18 protein-coding genes are annotated in these 19,007 nt (G+C 50.3%); 5 read left to right on the top strand and 13 right to left on the bottom strand.

Annotated elements, in window-relative coordinates; all coding sequences use genetic code 11:
- Nucleotides 1-82 precede the first annotated feature (82 nt).
- The 11 genes from dacA to leuS form a co-directional block, all read right to left on the bottom strand.
- Nucleotides 83-1,294 (bottom strand): D-alanyl-D-alanine carboxypeptidase DacA, encoded by a 1,212-nt coding sequence (dacA, locus tag FEK46_RS14850; RefSeq protein ID WP_064528971.1) that lies wholly within the window; start codon nt 1,292-1,294, stop codon nt 83-85.
- A 140-nt stretch (nt 1,295-1,434) separates the two neighbouring features.
- Nucleotides 1,435-2,511 (bottom strand): endolytic peptidoglycan transglycosylase RlpA, encoded by a 1,077-nt coding sequence (gene rlpA, locus FEK46_RS14855; protein ID WP_135559944.1) that lies wholly within the window; start codon nt 2,509-2,511, stop codon nt 1,435-1,437.
- A gap of 9 nt (nt 2,512-2,520) precedes the next feature.
- A complete protein-coding gene (mrdB, locus tag FEK46_RS14860) occupies nt 2,521-3,633 on the bottom strand; it encodes a peptidoglycan glycosyltransferase MrdB (RefSeq protein WP_000131717.1) in 1,113 nt (370 codons plus the stop codon).
- Between the two features lie 2 nt (nt 3,634-3,635).
- Nucleotides 3,636-5,537 carry a peptidoglycan DD-transpeptidase MrdA gene (gene mrdA, locus FEK46_RS14865; protein ID WP_130219433.1) on the bottom strand — a complete coding sequence of 634 codons (1,902 nt, stop codon included), beginning with the start codon at nt 5,535-5,537 and terminating at the stop codon, nt 3,636-3,638.
- 30 nt (nt 5,538-5,567) lie between these two features.
- The gene (gene rlmH, locus FEK46_RS14870) at nt 5,568-6,035 is read right to left on the bottom strand and encodes a 23S rRNA (pseudouridine(1915)-N(3))-methyltransferase RlmH (RefSeq protein WP_000776104.1); all 468 of its coding nucleotides are present in this window, start codon (nt 6,033-6,035) and stop codon (nt 5,568-5,570) included.
- Nucleotides 6,036-6,038: 3 nt separating this feature from the next.
- Entirely contained in the window at nt 6,039-6,356 is a 318-nt protein-coding gene (gene rsfS / locus FEK46_RS14875) for a ribosome silencing factor (RefSeq protein ID WP_001161662.1), read from the bottom strand.
- 259 nt (nt 6,357-6,615) lie between these two features.
- Nucleotides 6,616-7,227 carry an adenosylcobalamin/alpha-ribazole phosphatase gene (locus FEK46_RS14880; protein WP_135559999.1) on the bottom strand — a complete coding sequence of 204 codons (612 nt, stop codon included), beginning with the start codon at nt 7,225-7,227 and terminating at the stop codon, nt 6,616-6,618.
- 23 nt (nt 7,228-7,250) lie between these two features.
- Nucleotides 7,251-7,892: a nicotinate-nucleotide adenylyltransferase gene (gene nadD / locus FEK46_RS14885; RefSeq protein ID WP_064528967.1), complete on the bottom strand. Its 642-nt coding sequence runs from the start codon at nt 7,890-7,892 to the stop codon at nt 7,251-7,253.
- 1 nt (nt 7,893) lies between these two features.
- Nucleotides 7,894-8,925 carry a DNA polymerase III subunit delta gene (gene holA, locus FEK46_RS14890; protein ID WP_135559943.1) on the bottom strand — a complete coding sequence of 344 codons (1,032 nt, stop codon included), beginning with the start codon at nt 8,923-8,925 and terminating at the stop codon, nt 7,894-7,896.
- Complete coding sequence (gene lptE, locus FEK46_RS14895) at nt 8,925-9,503, bottom strand: LPS assembly lipoprotein LptE (protein ID WP_064528965.1); 579 nt, start codon at nt 9,501-9,503, stop codon at nt 8,925-8,927. Before lptE ends, holA begins: the two co-directional genes overlap by 1 nt.
- Before the next feature lie 14 nt (nt 9,504-9,517).
- Entirely contained in the window at nt 9,518-12,100 is a 2,583-nt protein-coding gene (leuS, locus tag FEK46_RS14900; protein ID WP_135559998.1) for a leucine--tRNA ligase, read from the bottom strand.
- Between the two features lie 235 nt (nt 12,101-12,335).
- On the opposite strand from leuS, the gene FEK46_RS14905 reads away from it, so the two are divergent.
- Complete coding sequence (locus FEK46_RS14905; RefSeq protein ID WP_001044880.1) at nt 12,336-12,818, top strand: zinc ribbon-containing protein; 483 nt, start codon at nt 12,336-12,338, stop codon at nt 12,816-12,818.
- Nucleotides 12,819-12,887: 69 nt separating this feature from the next.
- Here the strand turns inward: FEK46_RS14905 and FEK46_RS14910 are convergent, their stop codons facing one another.
- Nucleotides 12,888-13,865 (bottom strand): tetratricopeptide repeat protein, encoded by a 978-nt coding sequence (locus tag FEK46_RS14910; protein WP_135493532.1) that lies wholly within the window; start codon nt 13,863-13,865, stop codon nt 12,888-12,890.
- Nucleotides 13,866-14,027: 162 nt separating this feature from the next.
- On the opposite strand from FEK46_RS14910, the gene FEK46_RS14915 reads away from it, so the two are divergent.
- Both FEK46_RS14915 and FEK46_RS14920 read left to right on the top strand, forming a co-directional pair.
- Nucleotides 14,028-14,735: a DUF1266 domain-containing protein gene (locus tag FEK46_RS14915; protein WP_135493533.1), complete on the top strand. Its 708-nt coding sequence runs from the start codon at nt 14,028-14,030 to the stop codon at nt 14,733-14,735.
- Nucleotides 14,732-16,159, top strand: a complete 1,428-nt coding sequence (locus FEK46_RS14920) for a J domain-containing protein (RefSeq protein ID WP_135493534.1) — start codon at nt 14,732-14,734, stop codon at nt 16,157-16,159. Before FEK46_RS14915 ends, FEK46_RS14920 begins: the two co-directional genes overlap by 4 nt.
- A gap of 9 nt (nt 16,160-16,168) precedes the next feature.
- On the opposite strand, the gene FEK46_RS14925 is transcribed toward FEK46_RS14920, so the two are convergent.
- Nucleotides 16,169-16,723, bottom strand: a complete 555-nt coding sequence (locus FEK46_RS14925; RefSeq protein ID WP_130206501.1) for a tetratricopeptide repeat protein — start codon at nt 16,721-16,723, stop codon at nt 16,169-16,171.
- Nucleotides 16,724-16,824: 101 nt separating this feature from the next.
- On the opposite strand from FEK46_RS14925, the gene FEK46_RS14930 reads away from it, so the two are divergent.
- Nucleotides 16,825-17,532, top strand: coding sequence for a DUF1266 domain-containing protein (locus FEK46_RS14930; RefSeq protein ID WP_135492613.1), 708 nt, complete (start codon nt 16,825-16,827; stop codon nt 17,530-17,532).
- Complete coding sequence (locus FEK46_RS14935) at nt 17,529-18,980, top strand: J domain-containing protein (RefSeq protein ID WP_135493536.1); 1,452 nt, start codon at nt 17,529-17,531, stop codon at nt 18,978-18,980. Before FEK46_RS14930 ends, FEK46_RS14935 begins: the two co-directional genes overlap by 4 nt.
- Nucleotides 18,981-19,007 lie beyond the last annotated feature (27 nt).

Below are 19,007 nucleotides of genomic sequence, written 5' to 3' on the forward strand. Positions count from 1 at the left end.
AGCAACTCCCGCCAGAGGGCGGGAGTTTTTTACTGATGCTTAGTATATGGGGGCGGAAATTACACTTTCAAGTGTTCAATTTTTAGCCGAACCAGTGATGGAACATTAATTTAATGTAATCAATGATTTTGCCGAAGAAGTTACCTTCCGGAATTTCCTGTAACACCACCAGCGGGCGTTGTTCGATAGTTTTGCCATCAAGCTGGAAGTTGATGGTGCCAACGACCTGGTTCTTTTGCAGCGGCGCATGCAGTTCACTGCTGTTCAGCACGTAGCTGGCTTTCAGGTCTTTCATGCGGCCACGCGGAATGGTCAGGTAAACGTCTTTATCAACCCCTAACGAAGCGCGGTCAGTATTACCAAACCATACCGGTTCAGAGGCGAACTCTTTGCCAACTTTCAGTGGGTTAACCGTTTCGAAGAAACGGAAGCCCCAGGTCAGCAGTTTTTTACTTTCGGTTTCACGGCCTTTGAACGTGCGTCCGCCCATGACTGCGGAGATCAGACGCATCTGACCTTCCGTTGCGGAGGCGACAAGGTTGTAGCCCGCCTTGTCAGTATGGCCAGTTTTGATTCCGTCGACATTCAGGCTGTTATCCCATAGCAGGCCGTTACGGTTGAGCTGGCGAATACCGTTAAAGGTAAACTCTTTCTCTTTATAGATAGCGTATTCGTTAGGGACATCACGAATCAGGGCCTGACCGATCAGCGCCATATCACGCGCGGAGCTGTACTGACCGTCAGCGTCCAGACCGTGTACAGTCTGGAAGTGGGTATTTTTCAGGCCCAGGGCGTTAACGTAACTGTTCATCAGACCAACGAAAGCATCCTGGCTACCGGCGGCGAAGTCAGCCATGGCAACACAAGCATCGTTACCAGATTGCAGGTTGATACCACGGATAAGCTGAGAAACCGGTACCTGCATGCCAGGTTTGAGGAACATCAGCGAAGAACCTCTGAACACCGGGTTACCGGTGGCCCAGGCGTCATTGCCGATGGTCACTAAATCAGATTCTTTGAATTTACCTGCTTTCATTGCCTGACCGATAACGTAGCTGGTCATCATTTTGGTCAGACTTGCAGGGTCGCGACGGACATCCGCATTTTGCTCGGCAAGCACTTTGCCGGAGTTATAGTCGATCAGGATGTAAGACTCCGCGTCGATCTGCGGTACACCCGGGATCATGGTTTTGATATTCAGGTCATCGGCATGTGCAGCAGAGATAAAGGCTGTGCAAAGAGCCGTGGTGAGCGCCAGGCGCTTCATGATACGAGCGGAAAAAATGGTATTCATGGTCTGAACTACGACATCCGTGATGGAATTTAAAATAAGTGCCCTACTATAGCAAATGCACTACCGCCAGGCATCCGACTTTCCGCGTGACTTTGTTAACGTCATTTACAGAAATTGACATTTCAGATGCCTGCCTTACGTTATTGCGCGGTGGTAATAAATGACTGTAATTGGGCTTCGGTTTGTAAACGTTGCTGTAAGGCACTGGCTTCAGCTTTGTTGGCGAATGGACCAAGCTGAATACGCCAGACCGCGCCGTTTTGGGTCACGCGACCGGGTACGCCGAACTGTTGTCCCAGTTGCTGTTGATACTGTTGCGCGCGTGCCTGATCGCTAACGGCCCCCACTTGCACCATAAAGTTACCGCTGGCGCTTTGCGAAGCGGCTTGCGGTGTCACCATTGCAGGTGTTGTTGCAGGTGCTGAGACAACGGGCTGTGGTGCAGGCGTCGGTTCGCTGCCTTCCAGTACGCCGGGCGCCAGGGTAGTCGGCGCGCCGAGGAAGCCGCTGCTGGTTACCGGCGCGCCGGTCGGATCTTCGCTTTTCAGCGTTGAGTTGCTGACCGGGAGAATATCACCCTGCGGGACAGACATAGAGTTTGTTCCGCTGCCGCCGTTTAAATCGGGCGGCGCAGGCAGGGCGTAAGTCTGTTTGGCAATGGTAGTACAAGCCATGCCTGGGCCAGAAAATGAACCATCCTGGGCGACGATAATAGGATCGATACGAACTTTTGTATTGTTCGAGGTGTTAAGACGGTCAGCTGCCGCGCGTGAAAGTGAAATCACACGGTCGTTGCCGTAGGGACCGCGATCGTTAATGCGCACCACGATCATCCGCCCATTAGCCAGGTTGGTGATTCTGGCGTAGCTGGGGATGGGGAGCGTTGGATGCGCCGCCGTCAGCTGCGTTGGATCAAATGCTTCGCCAGATGCTGTCAGATTGCTGCCAGGTTCGGCATCATAAATGGCTGCAAGGCCCGCCTGACTAAAGCGTGAAGGGTCCTGCACTATTTTGTAGCTTCTGCCGTCGCGCTGATAATCCTGATTTGCCGTCGCGTTCAGTGGTTCGAAACGTGGTTCCGCCCCGCTAATTTCAACTATAGGGCCGTTACATACCGCAGGCTGCGGCACACTTACCGTCTGTTGCTGACCATCATCGCTAGTACATGCCGCGAGCATTCCTGCCGCGATGCAGATCCCGAGCCACTGCTTACGCATTCGCACCTCTTACACGCTTTTCGACAACATTTTCCTGTGGGTGTGGATTGACATCACAATCCCAAACCCAGCCATCAGCACTATGAGCGCCGATCCTCCATAACTGACCAGCGGGAGTGGAACCCCTACAACCGGCAGAATACCGCTTACCATACCAATATTTACGAAGACATAAACGAATAATATCAGCATTAAGCCGCCAGCCATGACGCGACCAAAGGTAGTTTGTGCTCTGGCTGCAATCCACAGTCCGCGCATGATGAGCAGAATATAGAGAGCAAGCAGAATCAAAATACCCACTAATCCCAACTCTTCCGCCAGTACCGCGAAGATAAAATCGGTATGGCGTTCGGGCAGAAATTCAAGCTGTGACTGGGTACCGTGCAGCCAGCCTTTACCGCGTAATCCGCCGGAGCCAATAGCAATTTTAGACTGAATAATGTGATAGCCCGCGCCAAGTGGGTCTGATTCCGGGTCGAGTAGCATCATTACGCGCTGGCGCTGGTAATCATGCATCAGGAAGAACCACAAGATTGGGATAAATGCTGCCACCAGTACCACTGCAACGCCAATCAGGCGCCAGCTAAGTCCGGAGAGAAACAGTACAAACAGACCGGAAAGCGCAACGAGGATTGACGTTCCCAGGTCAGGCTGCGCTGCCACCAGCAACGTGGGCATAAAAATCAGCACCAGCGCGATGGCGGTATTTTTTAACGACGGCGGGCAAACGTCACGGTTGATAAAGCGAGCCACCATGAGCGGCACAGCTATTTTGGCGATTTCCGAGGGCTGGAAACGAACGATACCGAGATCCAGCCAACGTTGAGCGCCTTTGGAGATGGCCCCAAAGGCATCTACCGCTACCAGCAAAATAATACAGATAATATAGAGATAGGGCGCCCAGCCTTCATAAACGCGCGGCGGAATTTGAGCCATCACCACCATAATGACCAGCCCCATCGCGATCTGGCCGATTTTACGCTCCATCATGCCGATGTCCTGGCCGCTGGCGCTCCAGATTACCAGGGCGCTGTAGACCAGTAATGCCAGTAAGATCAGTAGCATTGTGGGATCAAGATGGACTTTATCCCAGAATGTTTTTTTATTCGGATTATCCGTCATGATTAATGGTCCTCCGCAGCAGTAACCGCCGGGTTTTCTGCAGGCAGATCGGTGTTGTTGTCACCAAGCATAATATGGTCGAGGATCTGGCGCATCAGCGTACCGACCGCCGGGCCAGCCCCGCCGTTTTCCAGAATCATAGCGACAGCGACTTGCGGATTGTTATACGGCGCAAACGCGGTCATCAGTTTGTGGTCGCGCAGACGCTCGGCAATTTTGTGCGCATTATAGGTTTCGTTCGCCTTCAGGCCGAAGACCTGCGCGGTACCGGATTTCGCCGCAATTTTGTAGGGCGCGCTGGCAAAGTATTTATGTGCCGTACCGTTAGGACGGTTAGCAACACCAAACATGCCGTCTTTCGCCAGTTCCCAGTAACCAGAATGAATATCGCCTACCGGCGGTTCATGCGGCTGTACCCACGGCACTTGTTTGCCATTTTCGGCGGTGCTCATCAGCAAATGCGGAACCTTCACAATACCGTCGTTAATCAGGATCATCAGTGCTTTGTTCATCTGGATAGGGGTCGCTGTCCAGTACCCCTGACCGATACCGACCGGAATGGTGTCACCCTGATACCACGGTTTTTTAAAGCGTTTCTGTTTCCATTCGCGGGTCGGCATATTACCTGAACGTTCTTCCGACAGGTCGATACCGGTGTAATGACCGTAGCCAAATTTACCCATCCATTCAGAAAGGCGGTCGATGCCCATATCGTAGGCAACCTGATAGAAGAAGGTATCTGCTGACTCTTCCAGTGATTTAGTGACATTCAGGCGACCGTGGCCCCATTTTTTCCAGTCACGATAACGCTTTTCAGATCCCGGCAACTGCCACCATCCAGGATCAAACAGGCTGGTATTACGGGTGATCACCCCTGCACTTAATGCCGAAACCGCCACATAAGGTTTAACCGTCGACGCTGGCGGATAAACCCCCTGCGTGGCACGGTTCACCAGTGGTGTGTTCGGGTCGTTCAGCAACGCGGAATAATCTTTGCTGGAGATACCGTCAACAAACAGGTTAGGGTCGTAACTTGGTGTGGAAACCAGCGCCAGCACGCCACCTGTACGCGGATCGGTGACCACAACAGCGGCACGACTGCCCGCCAGCAGTGTTTCAATGTACTGCTGGAGCTTGAGATCAATCGTCAGGTAAATATCATGCCCGGCCTGCGGCGATACTTCTTTTAACTGGCGGATGACGCGACCGCGGTTGTTAACTTCAACTTCTTCATAACCCGTCTGGCCGTGCAGAACATCTTCGTAGTAACGTTCAATCCCCAGCTTGCCGATATCATGTGTTGCGGCATAGTTGGCCAGTTTGCCGTCATTATTCAGTCGCTCGACGTCTTTATCGTTAATTTTCGAGACATAACCGATAACGTGGGTCAGCGCTGAGCCATAGGGATAGTAACGACGTTTATAGCCTTTAACTTCCACACCAGGAAAACGGTACTGGTTAACGGCGAAACGCGCCACCTGAACTTCAGTCAGGTTGGTTTTCACCGGAATAGAGGTAAAACGGTGCGAACGTGCACGCTCCTTTCGAAACGCGGCAATATCGTCATCGGTCAGGTCAACCACGCTGCGCAGGGCGTCCAGAGTCTGCTGCACGTTATCGACTTTCTCCGGCATCATCTCTATCTGATAGATAGTTCGGTTGAGTGCCAGAGGGATACCGTTACGGTCGTAGATAATGCCGCGGCTGGGGGCGATAGGCACCAGCTTAATGCGGTTTTCATTAGAACGGGTCTGGTAATCGGTAAAGCGAACAATTTGTAGATTATACAAGTTGGCGATGAGCACGCCGGTTAGCAGCAAAATCCCCAAAAAGGCGACCAGCGCCCGGCGCACAAACAGCGCGGACTCTGCCGAATAGTCGCGAAAAGAGTTCTGTAATTTCATCCGCTGCGTTTTCTACTTAAGGCTACCATATCACTCACGGTGATAAGGATGGTTGGTGGTAATGCTCCACGCCCGGTACAGACTCTCTGCGACCAGTACGCGAACCAGCGGATGGGGGAGGGTAAGCGCCGAAAGTGACCAGCTTTGTTCTGCCGCCGCTTTACAGGCAGGCGATAACCCTTCCGGCCCGCCAATCAGCAAGCTGACATCGCGGCCATCCAGCTTCCAGCGTTCCAGTTCAGCGGCTAACTGCGGCGTGTCCCAGGGCTTGCCTGGGATATCAAGGGTGACAATGCGGTTTTTACCTGCGGCAGCCAGCATTTGTTCACCCTCTTTGTCGAGTATGCGCTTGATATCCGCGTTCTTGCCGCGTTTTCCCGCCGGAATTTCAATCAGTTCAAAAGGCATATCTTTCGGAAAACGACGCAGGTACTCGGTAAAACCGGTTTGTACCCAGTCCGGCATTTTCGTTCCCACGGCGACAAGTTGCAGCTTCACGCATTAACTCCAGAGTTTTTCCAGCTCATACAGGCGACGGCTCTCTTCCTGCATAACATGGACAATCACATCACCTAGATCGACCACAATCCAGTCGGCGCCGTTTTCACCTTCAACGCCGAGGGGCAATAAACCCGCAGCGCGAGATTCCTGAACCACGTGGTCAGCAATGGACATAACATGGCGGCTGGATGTACCCGTACAGATGATCATACAGTCGGTGATACTGGATTTGCCCTGAACGTCTAAGGCGATGATGTCCTGACCTTTGAGGTCATCAATTTTGTCGATAACAAAATCCTGGAGTGCTTTACCCTGCAAGTTTTCCCCCTGGGTGAAATAAAAAAGATAAAAATGGTCTGTCAGTATACCTGAAGCAGAGGCGATTTCGGGACAAATGTCAGCAAATCGGCTCTTGAAAGTGGGCTATCATCCCACCCCGCGTCACAGATTGCATCGCCATTTTTGTAAAACAATTTCTACAAAGTCGTGTATGGCGGAAAAGTCAGGTTGCGGAGAATATCAGCCTGCCCGGGCCTGTCAATGTCCGTTGCGGCTTACCTGTAAAAAAACAGAAAAGTCATGCTTCTTCGCACCAGATGGCACGGCTATTGAGGACGCGTAGTGTTGCGAACTCGTCATTGATATCAATGGCGCTCCAGCAGCCCTGGTCTACACGAAAATGCCACATTGCCTCGGGAGGCATGCCGATTAAGCGGGCAATCAACAGGCTCAACACACCCTGGTGGCTAACGATTAATATGTTTTTGTGCTGCTGATACTCACCAAGTCCGGCAATAAACCTTTCTATCCGCTGTGAAAATGCCTGAAAGCCTTCACCGCGAGTAGGGACGGTATGCTGCCAGTCATTGCACCAGGCACTATAGTTTTCGGCATCTTCTTGCATCAGCTCGCGATGATGCCGCATTTCCCAGTCACCAAAAAACATTTCGTTGAGTTCAGGGATGATTTGCATGGGGAGTTGACGGGCATCAAGAACCAGGCGCGCGGTGTGCTGCGCCCGTTCCAGTTCACTGCATAAAACCTTATCGAAGGGAACATCACGTAGCAGTGTATGCAAGCTTTTCGCCTGCGCGATACCGCGCTCCGTAAGTGGTGTAGGCGCATGACCGCTGTATAACCCGTCGACATTCGCTTGCGTTTCACCGTGACGAATTAACCACAGTCGCATCATTCCCTCCGTGACGGCAGATATCAGCGATACAAGCCTTGTTGGTTAATGTAAGTCAGTACCGATTCTGGTAACAATTCCTCACAAGATTCGCCGTTTTGCAAACGTTCGCGGATGATTGTCGCCGAGATGTTGAACCACGGCGTTTCGGCGAGATAAATTTTACCAGCAGGCTGAAGATGCAGATCTTCCGGATTATGCGTCAAATGATCTTCCAGCCACTGCTGGTACTGCGGTTGTGCCATTTCCAGCGGATAACCTGGACGTCGACAGACTATCAAATGTGCATTGTCGAGAATCGTTTCGTATTCATACCAGGTCGGAAAGTTCAGCAGCGAGTCCTGACCGATAATAAACGCCAGCGGCACATCTGGGCCTTGCTCCTGTCGCCACTCTTTTAACGTCTGCGACGTGTAAGAGGGGGCATTACGCTTTAACTCGCGTTCATCAAGGGTAAACAGCGACTTGTCGGCAATCGCCAGTTCAAGCATGTGTTTTCGCTGCACGCTGTTCGCTTCAGGCTGGGGGCGATGCGGAGGAACGTTGTTAGGGATAATCGTTACCCGCGTCAGGCCAATCAGATTCGCCAGCGTTTCCACGGGTTTTAGATGGCCATAATGCACCGGGTCGAAGGTGCCGCCAAACAGAGCTTGTAAAGATTTCATATCAACCGTCGATAAATACGTCTGCCAGTGGTTTATGACACAAAAGAAGAGATAATCCCTCCAGTTCTGCCCACACGGACTGACCGTAATCTTGTTTGAGAGTAAGTTCCGTTCGTGTCAGGAGTTGTACAGCCTGACGTAACTGTGGCTGACTCAGGCGATTTAACGCTTCGCTAATCATGTTACGACGGTTCTGCCATACCCGATGCTTGTCAAACAGCGTACGCAGTGGAGTATAAGCAGACTGACGCTTCAGATTAACCAGCAGCAACAGTTCACGTTGCAAAGTGCGCAACAAAATCACCGGTTCACTGCCTTCCAGGCGCAGCTGCTGCAGAATATGCAATGCGCGCTTGCTTTTGCCGCTCAACAAAGCGTCAACCCAATGAAAAGGGGTGAAATGTGCGGCATCATTCACCGCTTGCTCAACGCGCGGCAGTGTCAGTTTGCCGTCGGGCCAGAGTAGCGATAAACGCTCCAGTGCCTGTGCCAGCGCCAGCAGGTTTCCTTCATAACAGTAGCAGAGCACCTGATTCGCCGCGTCATCCAGTTCTAAATTGAGCTGTTTTGCTCGCGCGGCAACCCAGCGAGGAAGCTGGGCCTGTTCTGGGGTCTGGCAAGTAACCTGCACGCTACGGTTTGCAAGCGCGGTAAACCAGGCGGCATTTTCCTGCGCTTTGCTCAATTTATTACCGCGGACGATCAACAGCAGATCGTCATGCAGCAATCCGGTGAGCGTGAGGAGTTGTTCATTGATCGCCGCATTCGGTCCGTTTTCTGGTAACAACAGCAATAGCGTTTGTCGACTGGCAAACAGGCTCATTGCCTGGCATAGCGAAAATATTGCGTTCCAGTCCGTGTTGGGATCAATGGAAAAAGTGTGGTGTTCTTCGAATCCTTGTGCCGCAGCTACCTGACGAATGGCGTCCTGGCTTTCTTGCAACAACAGGGGATCGTTACCAAGTAAAAGATAGGCCGCGCGCAGCCCTTCAGTGAGCTGCGCGCGGAGCTGTTCCGGGTACAACCGAATCATCAGTTACCCAGCGTGGTGGAGACGCGTGCAGGCGTTGCTGTGGTATCCGTTGTTGTCGACGTTTCTTCGTCGGAACGGACGTCCGCAGCGCGAATGCTTGGCAGCTTACGAATAAGCTGTTCGGCGGCACGGTCGTACATCTCTTTAATGATCATGTCCTGCTCGTTATCTTTCGCTAACGCCATTTGCGGGTTATCGAAGAACGAACGGAAGACTTTGGCGCTAATCGGGTAGATATCTCGCCCAGGAATCAATACCGACGCGCTAACAGTCATCACCATCTGATATTCCGCAGTTTGACCATTACGGAAAACCGACGCGGTATCCTGTGAGATTGATACAGCGCCCAGACGCAGGGATGGAACATCCTTACGCGTGGTTTCTTTATCGAGCAACTCGACACCGTTCAGACGTAACTGGTTACGCACTGCACGGCTTAACGGCCCGTTCGGGTCACCGGAATCCAGGATCATAACCTTCATAGTGGAAGGGACCTGCGTGGTATCACGCAGATGCCAGCCACACCCGGCGGTGATTAACACCGCCAGAGATAACAACAATGTTGCCAGATATCGCACGCTTCCTCCCGCGCTTAGCCAACGACCAGATTGAGGAGTTTACCCGGTACGTAAATCACTTTACGCACGGTAACGCCATCAAGATATTTTGCTACCAGATGTTCCTGGCCAGCACGTTCGCGAACCTGTTCTTCCGTTGCATCCACCGGAACGGTGATTTTGGCACGGACTTTACCGTTAACCTGAATAACGACCAGCGTGGAGTCTTCCACCATCGCTTTTTCATCAGCAACCGGCCACGGCGCGTTGTCGATATCGCCTTCGCCTTTCAGTTCCTGCCACAGCGTGAAACAGATGTGTGGGGTGAACGGGTTAAGCATACGAACTACCGCCAGCAGCGCTTCCTGCATCAGGGCGCGATCCTGCTCGCCATCGGTCGGTGCTTTCGCCAGTTTGTTCATCAGCTCCATAATCGCCGCAATTGCGGTGTTGAAGGTCTGACGACGGCCGATATCATCGGTCACTTTAGCGATTGTTTTATGCACATCGCGACGCAGCGCTTTCTGATCTTCAGTCAGTGCATCGACGTTCAGTGCCGCAACATCGCCTTTCGTAGTATGCTCGTACACCAGTTTCCAGACACGTTTCAGGAAGCGGTTAGCCCCTTCCACGCCGGACTCCTGCCATTCAAGAGTCATATCCGCCGGAGAAGCGAACATCATAAACAGACGAACGGTGTCCGCGCCGTAACGTTCAACCATCACCTGCGGGTCGATACCGTTGTTCTTCGACTTGGACATTTTGCTCATGCCGGTATAAACCAGCTCATGGCCTGCCGCGTCTTTCGCTTTCACGATACGGCCTTTCTCGTCACGTTCAACGATAGCATCAACCGGGGAGACCCAGTTACGTTCGCCGTTTTCGCCAACATAGTAGAAGGCATCTGCCAGCACCATACCCTGACACAGCAACTGTTTCGCTGGTTCGTCAGAGTTCACCATGCCTGCATCACGCATCAGTTTGTGGAAGAAGCGGAAGTAGAGCAGGTGCATGATGGCGTGTTCGATACCACCAATGTAGATATCCACCGGCAGCCAGTAGTTAGCCGCTTCGGAATCCAGCATACCTTCTTTGTACTCCGGGCAAGTGTAGCGCGCATAGTACCAGGAGGACTCCATAAAGGTGTCGAAAGTGTCGGTTTCACGCAGCGCTGGCATACCGTTAACGGTGGTTTTCGCCCACTCAGGATCTGCTTTAATCGGGCTGGTAATGCCGTCCATCACCACATCTTCCGGCAGGATCACCGGCAGTTGGTCGTCCGGGGTCGGCATCACAGTGCCGTCTTCCAGCGTCACCATCGGAATCGGTGCGCCCCAGTAACGCTGACGGGAAACACCCCAGTCGCGCAGGCGGTAGTTCACTTTACGCTCGCCAACGCCCATCGCAGTCAGTTTATCGGCGATGGCGTTGAAGGCCGCTTCATGGTCAAGACCGTTGAACTCGCCAGAGTTGAACAGCACGCCTTTTTCAGTCAGTGCCTGCTGAGAAAGATCGGGTTCAGAACCATCAGCCGCCAGGATAACCGGTTTGATGTTCAGGCCGTATTTAGAGGCAAACTCGTAGTCGCGCTGGTCGTGACCCGGAACCGCCATGACTGCGCCCGTGCCGTACTCCATCAATACGAAGTTTGCTGCCCAAACAGGAATTTCTTCGCCCGTTAATGGGTGAACAGCTTTAAAGCCAGTATCGACGCCTTTTTTCTCCATCGTCGCCATTTCAGCTTCGGCAACTTTGGTGTTACGGCATTCGTCAATAAAGGCCGCCAGTTCTGGATTATTTTCCGCCGCTTTCTGCGCCAGCGGATGACCTGCCGCTACCGCCAGATAGGTACAACCCATAAAGGTGTCCGGGCGAGTAGTATAAACAGTCAGCGTGTTGTCATAGTCGTTAACGTTGAAGGTGATTTCTACGCCTTCGGAACGACCGATCCAGTTACGCTGCATAGTTTTAACGGTGTCTGGCCAGTGATCGAGTTTATCCAGATCGTTGAGCAGCTCGTCAGCGTAAGCGGTGATTTTGATAAACCACTGCGGGATCTCTTTACGCTCAACTTTGGTATCGCAGCGCCAGCAGCAGCCGTCGATAACCTGTTCGTTCGCCAGTACGGTCTGGTCGTTCGGGCACCAGTTGACCGCAGAGGTTTTCTTATACACCAGGCCTTTTTTATACAGCTCGGTGAAGAATTTCTGTTCCCAACGGTAGTATTCCGGCGTGCAGGTTGCCAGCTCGCGGCTCCAGTCATAACCAAAGCCCAGCATTTTGAGCTGGTTTTTCATGTACGCGATGTTGTCGTACGTCCACGGTGCTGGCGCGGTGTTGTTTTTTACCGCCGCGCCTTCCGCAGGCAGACCAAACGCGTCCCAGCCGATCGGCTGCAGAACGTTTTTGCCCAGCATGCGCTGGTAACGGGCGATCACGTCACCGATGGTGTAGTTACGTACGTGGCCCATGTGTAGTCGACCAGAAGGATAGGGAAGCATAGACAGGCAGTAATACTTCTCTTTGCTCTCGTCTTCGGTTACTTCAAATGTGCGCTTCTCATCCCAATGAAGCTGTACTTTGGATTCTATCTCTTCCGGGCGGTATTGCTCTTGCATGGCAGCCAGTGGTCCTGTTTTCATTACGGCTACAAAAGTAGCGTTAGAGGTGGTTTTTCAGATCCGCATAGCATAGCCCAAACGTCCGCGTCAAAACAGCCTTTCGCGCACTCGACGTTGAAATCGCACAGCGGTAATCCTTGCACGAATTTACACACTCTGTGGGCAGTCTTGCAAAGTTGAGCGTAAATAACGTCTATTATTATAGCCAGTTAACGACACGGGAGATGAAATGATGAACAAGGTTGCTCAATATTACCGTGAACTGGTGGCGTCATTAAGCGAGCGACTGCGTAATGGCGAACGCGATATCGATGCACTGGTAGAACAGGCGCGTGAGCGTGTAATAAAAACAGGGGAGTTAACGCGGACCGAGGTCGATGAACTGACTCGGGCCGTCAGACGTGACCTGGAAGAGTTCGCCATGAGTTATGAAGAGAGCCTGAAGGAAGAATCCGACAGCGTTTTTATGCGGGTGATTAAAGAAAGCCTCTGGCAGGAGCTGGCGGACATCACCGATAAAACGCAGCTTGAATGGCGTGAAGTTTTCCAGGATCTCAATCATCACGGGGTTTATCACAGCGGAGAAGTGGTAGGGCTTGGGAATCTGGTCTGCGAGAAATGTCACTTCCATCTCCCCATCTACACGCCGGAAGTGCTGACGCTATGCCCGAAATGTGGTCATGATCAGTTCCAGAGACGCCCGTTCGAGCCGTAATAGTTTGATTTCGCACACCAATAAAGAGAATTTGGGCCGAATGAAATTCCCCGGCCCTTGTTTTTATCTCTACAGTAAATCTTCAATCTCACGGATTTCTTGACTGACATCTCTGGTACCGGATGACTGAACTTTACGATACAGGTCGAGAGCCTGTCGGAGATCGACAGGTCTTCCTTCTCCGTAGTGATACATAATGGCCAGGTTATACCAGGCAGTGGCGTCATTGCATTCAGCGGCTTTCGTAAACCATTCAAAGGCGGCCTGATAATCTTTCTCAACGCCTTGCCCATGTTTATACATATAGCCGATGTTAACGTAAGCGCCGATGCTTCCCTGAGCGGCAGCCTTCAGATACCAGTACATCGCTTGTTTATAGTCCTGGTCCACTCCTTCGCCCAAATCATAATCCCACGCTATTTGAAATTGGGCGTGCTGATTACCTTGCAGGGCGCTTTTCAAATACCAGAATGCGGCGAGAGTCTTGTTTTGGGGAACACCTGTACCTTTTTCATAAAGGTCAGCAAGGTTATCCTGTGCGGGATTATGCCCCTGGAGCGCGGCTTGTTTGTACCAAAAGAAAGCCTGTTCATAGTCTTGCGTCACCCCAGTGCCATTTTGGTACATTAACCCCAGATTATTTTGTGCATATTTCAAACCCTGCTCTGCTGCCTTCCGATACCACTCAACCGCATCTTCATAGTTAGGCGGTGCCGCTTCGTCGAGTATGCAACCCAGCAAATTGGCTGCTAATGCCTGTTCTTGCAAGGCGGCTTTCTTCAACCAGAAGATAGCTTGCGCATTATCTTTATAGCGGCTTTTATTCTCGTTATATTTTCGACCTAAAGAATATTGTGCTTCACAATGTCCTTGTTCAGCGGCAAGTTTGAGCCAGTAAAAGGCCTTTTCGTCGTCCGGAGAGTCAATTGCACTATCGCGATTGTAATAAAATCCAACAATATATTGAGCCTCACTATCGCCATGTTCAGCACGTTCGATAATCTCATCTATTGATAAATTATCGCAGCAACTTGACGTAAAAATCATTATCATTTCCTTATGGTTGCAGATAAGGCATATTATATTTTTATATGTTCTATTTTGCGTAAGCCTTATTTTATGCGTATTATGCTGCGTCAGAAAAGTATAAATAAATGAGCCTCGCGATGTAGTTAATATTCATTGAGTGAATATTTAAGGATGAATTATATGGACATGGAGTCGCAAAAAATATTGTTTGCACTTTCCACTCCGATGGAAATACGCAATGAATGCTGTTTACCTTCGCATTCATCTCCCAAAATGTATTTAGGTACACGCTTTTTTGACCTTTCTTCTTCCTGGGGAATTGATGGCCGTGATGACCTGCTGCGCACAATTCACCGAATGATCGATAACGGTCATGCTGCACGGTTGGCTGGGTTTTATCACCGCTGGTTTCGTTATTCGCCATGTGAATGGCGTGGCTATCTTGCTGAATTAAATGAGCAAGGTCAGACTTATGCGCAATTTGTCGCCAGCACCGCCGAATGCTGTGGCGAAGGGGGAATCAAAGCCTGGGATTATGTCCGGATGGGTTTTTTAAGCCGAATGGGCGTACTTAATAACTGGTTGAGTGAAGAAGAAAGTCTATGGATCCAGTCGCGCATTCATTTACGGGCGCTACGTTATTATAGTAACTGGCGGCAATACTTTGCCGGTTATACCTTTGGTCGACATTATTGGCAGTCTCCCGAGGATGATAATCTGCCTTTATTACGTGAATTCTTAGCGCGTAAAGAATACGACGATTCCGGCAATGATATGTTTTATCAATTAGTTGCCAGTGACGATGCATATTACGCGACCTTACCCTGGCAACATCTGGCTGACTACCCTTCATGCCCGGAAACGCTTAAGGATATGAGCGACCTATGAAAAATTGCTGGAAGATCCTTGAAATAGAGGAAACGACTGACGTCGATATTATCCGTCGCGCTTATCTGGCGCTGTTACCGTCCTTTCATCCAGAAACCGATCCACAGGGCTTTAAACAACTGCGTCAGGCGTATGAAGACGCGCTACGGATTGCGCAGTCGCCTGCTAAATCTGTTTGGCAAGCAGAAGAACATGAAGTTGCAGAACATGAAATTCTGCTCGCCTTTCGTGCGTTACTTGCCTCTGATAGCGAACGTTTTCTGCCCTCAGCCTGGCAGCGATTCATTCAGCAATTAAATTATTGCTCGATGGAAGAGATTGATGAATTACGCTGGTTGTTGTGCGCGATAGCTATGAACACTGCCCATTTATCCTTCGAGTGCGTGGTGTTATTAGCAGAAAGATTGCGGTGGTTGCAGGAGGAAAACACCGGGGAAATAGACGAAGAAGAACTGGAATCCTTTTTATATGCCATTGCGAAGGGGAATATTTTTAACTTCCAGACCATCCTGCATCTGTCCGTTGCCGTGCAAAATGACACCATTGATTTTTATCAAATGTTCGCTCGGATTTGGTCATCGCATCCAGAATGGCTGACACTGTATTTAGCGCAACATCGCGCAGTGATTATCCCCGATGATGCAAAACTGCACAGAAATTTACTGTGCTGGTATACCTCAAGCCGCGTGGGAATACCCGAACTCCTGGATTACGCTCGGTCGTGGCGGGAAGCTGAACCTGATAATGAAGATGCGCGTTATTATGAATACGCGCAACGCGTCTATTGTGGGGAAGGCGAAAACCTGCTGGCAGAACTTTGTGATTACTGGCGCGAGTCTCCCTCTACCCAGGCGGATGCTTTAATGTTGCAATGGTGCCGTCAGCATCGGGTCGATTATTACCCGTTAGTGGTTATGATGATTGAAGCACGTGAACTGGTTAACGATCAGGGAAAACCGCTACTTTATGTCCCCGGCGACAGCGCCCGTACGCGCTTTCAATTATACGAAATACTCAGCCATGAAAAACTCTCTGCGCTGGGGCGTTCTCTGGTCGAGATGGTTTTGCACAAAGGGCGTAAGCCGCGAATCTCACTCACGCGTGATACAGAGCATCCCTTATGGCCATTATATTTAGTTGCTAAACAATTAGTGCTGGCGAACCAGCCTACAGAAGAATCATTAATGCCGATCGTCGCTCGTCTTGATGCAGAAGATCGTTGCCCACTGGAAGCATTAATTATTCGTCGATTATTAATTCAGTCGGCGAATTTTACCGAGAAGCAAACCGTCGAACCGGAGCCGCAACCGCAGCCAATGCCTGTTGATGATGGTGGGCCGGGCTGTCTGGGCATCATTAAAATTATTTTCTATATTTTTATTTTTGCTGGTTTGATAGGGAAAATACTCCATCTCTTCGGGTGACAGTCGACGTTAATGTGCGGGAAGCCCGGCAAGCAATCTTTCCGCATTTTTGTAATGTTGTTTGGCGGCCAGTTTTAACCATTTTTGAGATTCATAATGGTTAACATTAACACCTGAGCCATTTCTGTAGATCAAACCCAAAGTATATTGAGCATGAGCATACCCTTGTTCAGCTGCTTCCTTATACCAGAGAATTGCTTTACGGGTATCTGGTTTGACTCCCAGACCTTTCAGGTAGATCCACCCCAGTTTGCTTTGTGCGCGCGGATTTTCCTGTTCTGCTGATTGCTCATACCAGTATCTCGCCTGTGTATAATCCAGTGGTTTACCGTCGCTACCATGAAGATAAAATTCGCCAAGGCGATATTGCGACGTTGAGTGACCATGAATCGCGGAAAGCTCCGTTGCTGCCGTGGTAAACGGAAGACTGCCTGGTGATCTTAAATAATCAAAGACATAATTCGCCATAGCTTTATCGCGCAAGGTCGTTTTCTTAGGTTGGCTAATACAAGTGATAGCCGCAACTATAAATATTGCGAATATAAAATATATTTTTTTGTTCATTTATCAATGCTTCGATTTTCTTTTTATTTTGAAAGCGTCAAGTTTATACTCATCATTAATAAAAAAGTAGTCAGTTAATGTACTTAAAGGATTGTTAATATATGGATAAGGAAGAACAACGCCTTCTATTTGCGCTTTCTACGCCAATGGAGATTCTTAATAAGGGATGCAAGCCTGCACATGACTCGCCAAAAATGTATACCGGAGTAAAAGAATTTGATCTGTCATCATCCTGGGGAATAAATAATCGTGATGATTTAATTCAGACTATTTACCAAATGACCGATGATGGTCACGCAAATGATTTAGCCGGGTTATATCTGGCATGGCATCGCTCTTCACCTGAAGAGTGGAAAGCATTAATAGCTGGTGGCTCTGACAGAGGGCTGATTTATACCCAATTTGTTGCACAAACCGCTATGTGCTGCGGGGAAGGGGGAATCAAAGCCTGGGATTATGTTCGAATGGGGTTTCTGTCACGGGTCGGTGTGCTCAACAAGTGGCTGACGGAAGACGAGAGTTTATGGCTGCAATCGCGTGTCTATGAACGAGCACACCATTACTATCACAGTTGGATGCACTATTTTTCCGCCTATTCGTTAGGACGTCTCTACTGGCAATCCGCTCAGTGCGAAGACAACGCTTCGCTACGCGAGGCGCTGACCTTGTACAAATACGATAGCGCCGGGAGTCGGATGTTCGAAGAGCTGGCAGCGGGAAGCGATCGTTTCTATGCCACGCTTCCCTGGCAGCCATTAACTGCCCAGCCTGAATGCCCGGCAACGCTTAAGGATGTGAGCGACCTATGAAAACATGTTGGCAAATCCTCGAAATCGAAAGCACAACACAAGTTGATATTATCCGTCAGGCTTATCTTGCTCGTTTACCGTTGTACCATCCAGAAACCGATCCGCAGGGGTTTAAAGCGTTACGCCAGGCCTATGAAGAGGCGCTGCGACTTGCGGTCAATCCAGACGAAAAAAATGCTGATAACGAGAAAGATCTTGCAGAAGAGCACGAAGCACTGAAAGCGTTCAGAACCTTACTGGCTTCGGAAAGTGATCGTTTTCAGCCCTCCGCCTGGCAGAAATTTATTCAGCAATTAAATACCTGGAACATGGAGGATGTCGAACAATTACGCTGGCCGCTGTGTGCAATCGCTATGAAGGCGCGATATCTTTCATTGAATTGTGCATCTTTGTTGGCAGAGCGTTTGAACTGGCATTCGTTTAGTGACAGCGAAGGAATGGATGAAGAAGAGCGGGAGGCTTTTCTTGAGGACATTCAGGCTGGGGATTGTTTCGATTTCCTTAGCCTTCTGGAATATCCCGTCGCGTTACAGAACCAGACTGTTGATTATTACTTCGCGCTGGAACGTTGCTGCCGTTACCATCCTGACTATGTCACTGCATTTTTGGCGATGGCAGGTCCATGGTTAATTCCTGATGATGCGAAGTTGCATCGCAAATTGTTGCGCTGGTATAGCTCGGTGCAAACAGGTATGGCGGAACTCATTCCTGTTGCCCAACAGTGGCAAACGGAAGAACCAGAAAGCGGAGATGCCCGATATTACTCGTGTGCACAACGGTTGTACTGCGGTGAGGGGGAAAGTCTGCTTGCCGATCTCTGCGCATACTGGGAGAGTTACCCATCTACACAAGCGGATTATTTGTTGTTGCAGTGGAGCAAGCGTCATTGCCCGGATTACTTCGCGTTATTAGCGATGGTTATCGAAGCGCGAAGCATGATTGATGCACAAGGTAAGCCGCTGAAATATGTCCCTGGCGAGAGCGCCTGGACGCGGCTGTTATGGGCGGAAATTTTACATAGCGGAAAATTATCGCCGTTAGGTCAATCGTTTATCGAGTCGTTATTCTTCAAACGCAAAGCATGGGCGTGGTGGAAATCGAGAGTCGGTAGCGAGACAGGGCAAGATTCACCGTTACTGGATCTGTATCGGGTAGCGGAACAGGTAGTACTGGAAGCGTTTCCGAAACAAGAGATGCTGGCCCGTCTTAATACAAGGCTGGAAGGCGGAGACGCTCATCCATTAGAGGCCATTATCACCCGGATGCTGTTGACAAAAGTGAAACTCGAGCCGGAGGATGAAGATGTCGATGAGCCTATACCTGAAAATCATGAAGAGAAAAATGATGAGGATGAAAAACCACAGAGCATTACCAGCATTATTAAAATCGGCTTAACGGTGCTGGTGATAGGTTATGCTCTCGGCAAAATCGCGATGTTGCTCAGTTAGATGTGATGCTGACGCATCTTATCCGAT

This window comes from Escherichia sp. E4736, assembly GCF_005781225.1.
In the GTDB taxonomy this organism is placed as follows: Bacteria; Pseudomonadota; Gammaproteobacteria; order Enterobacterales; family Enterobacteriaceae; genus Escherichia.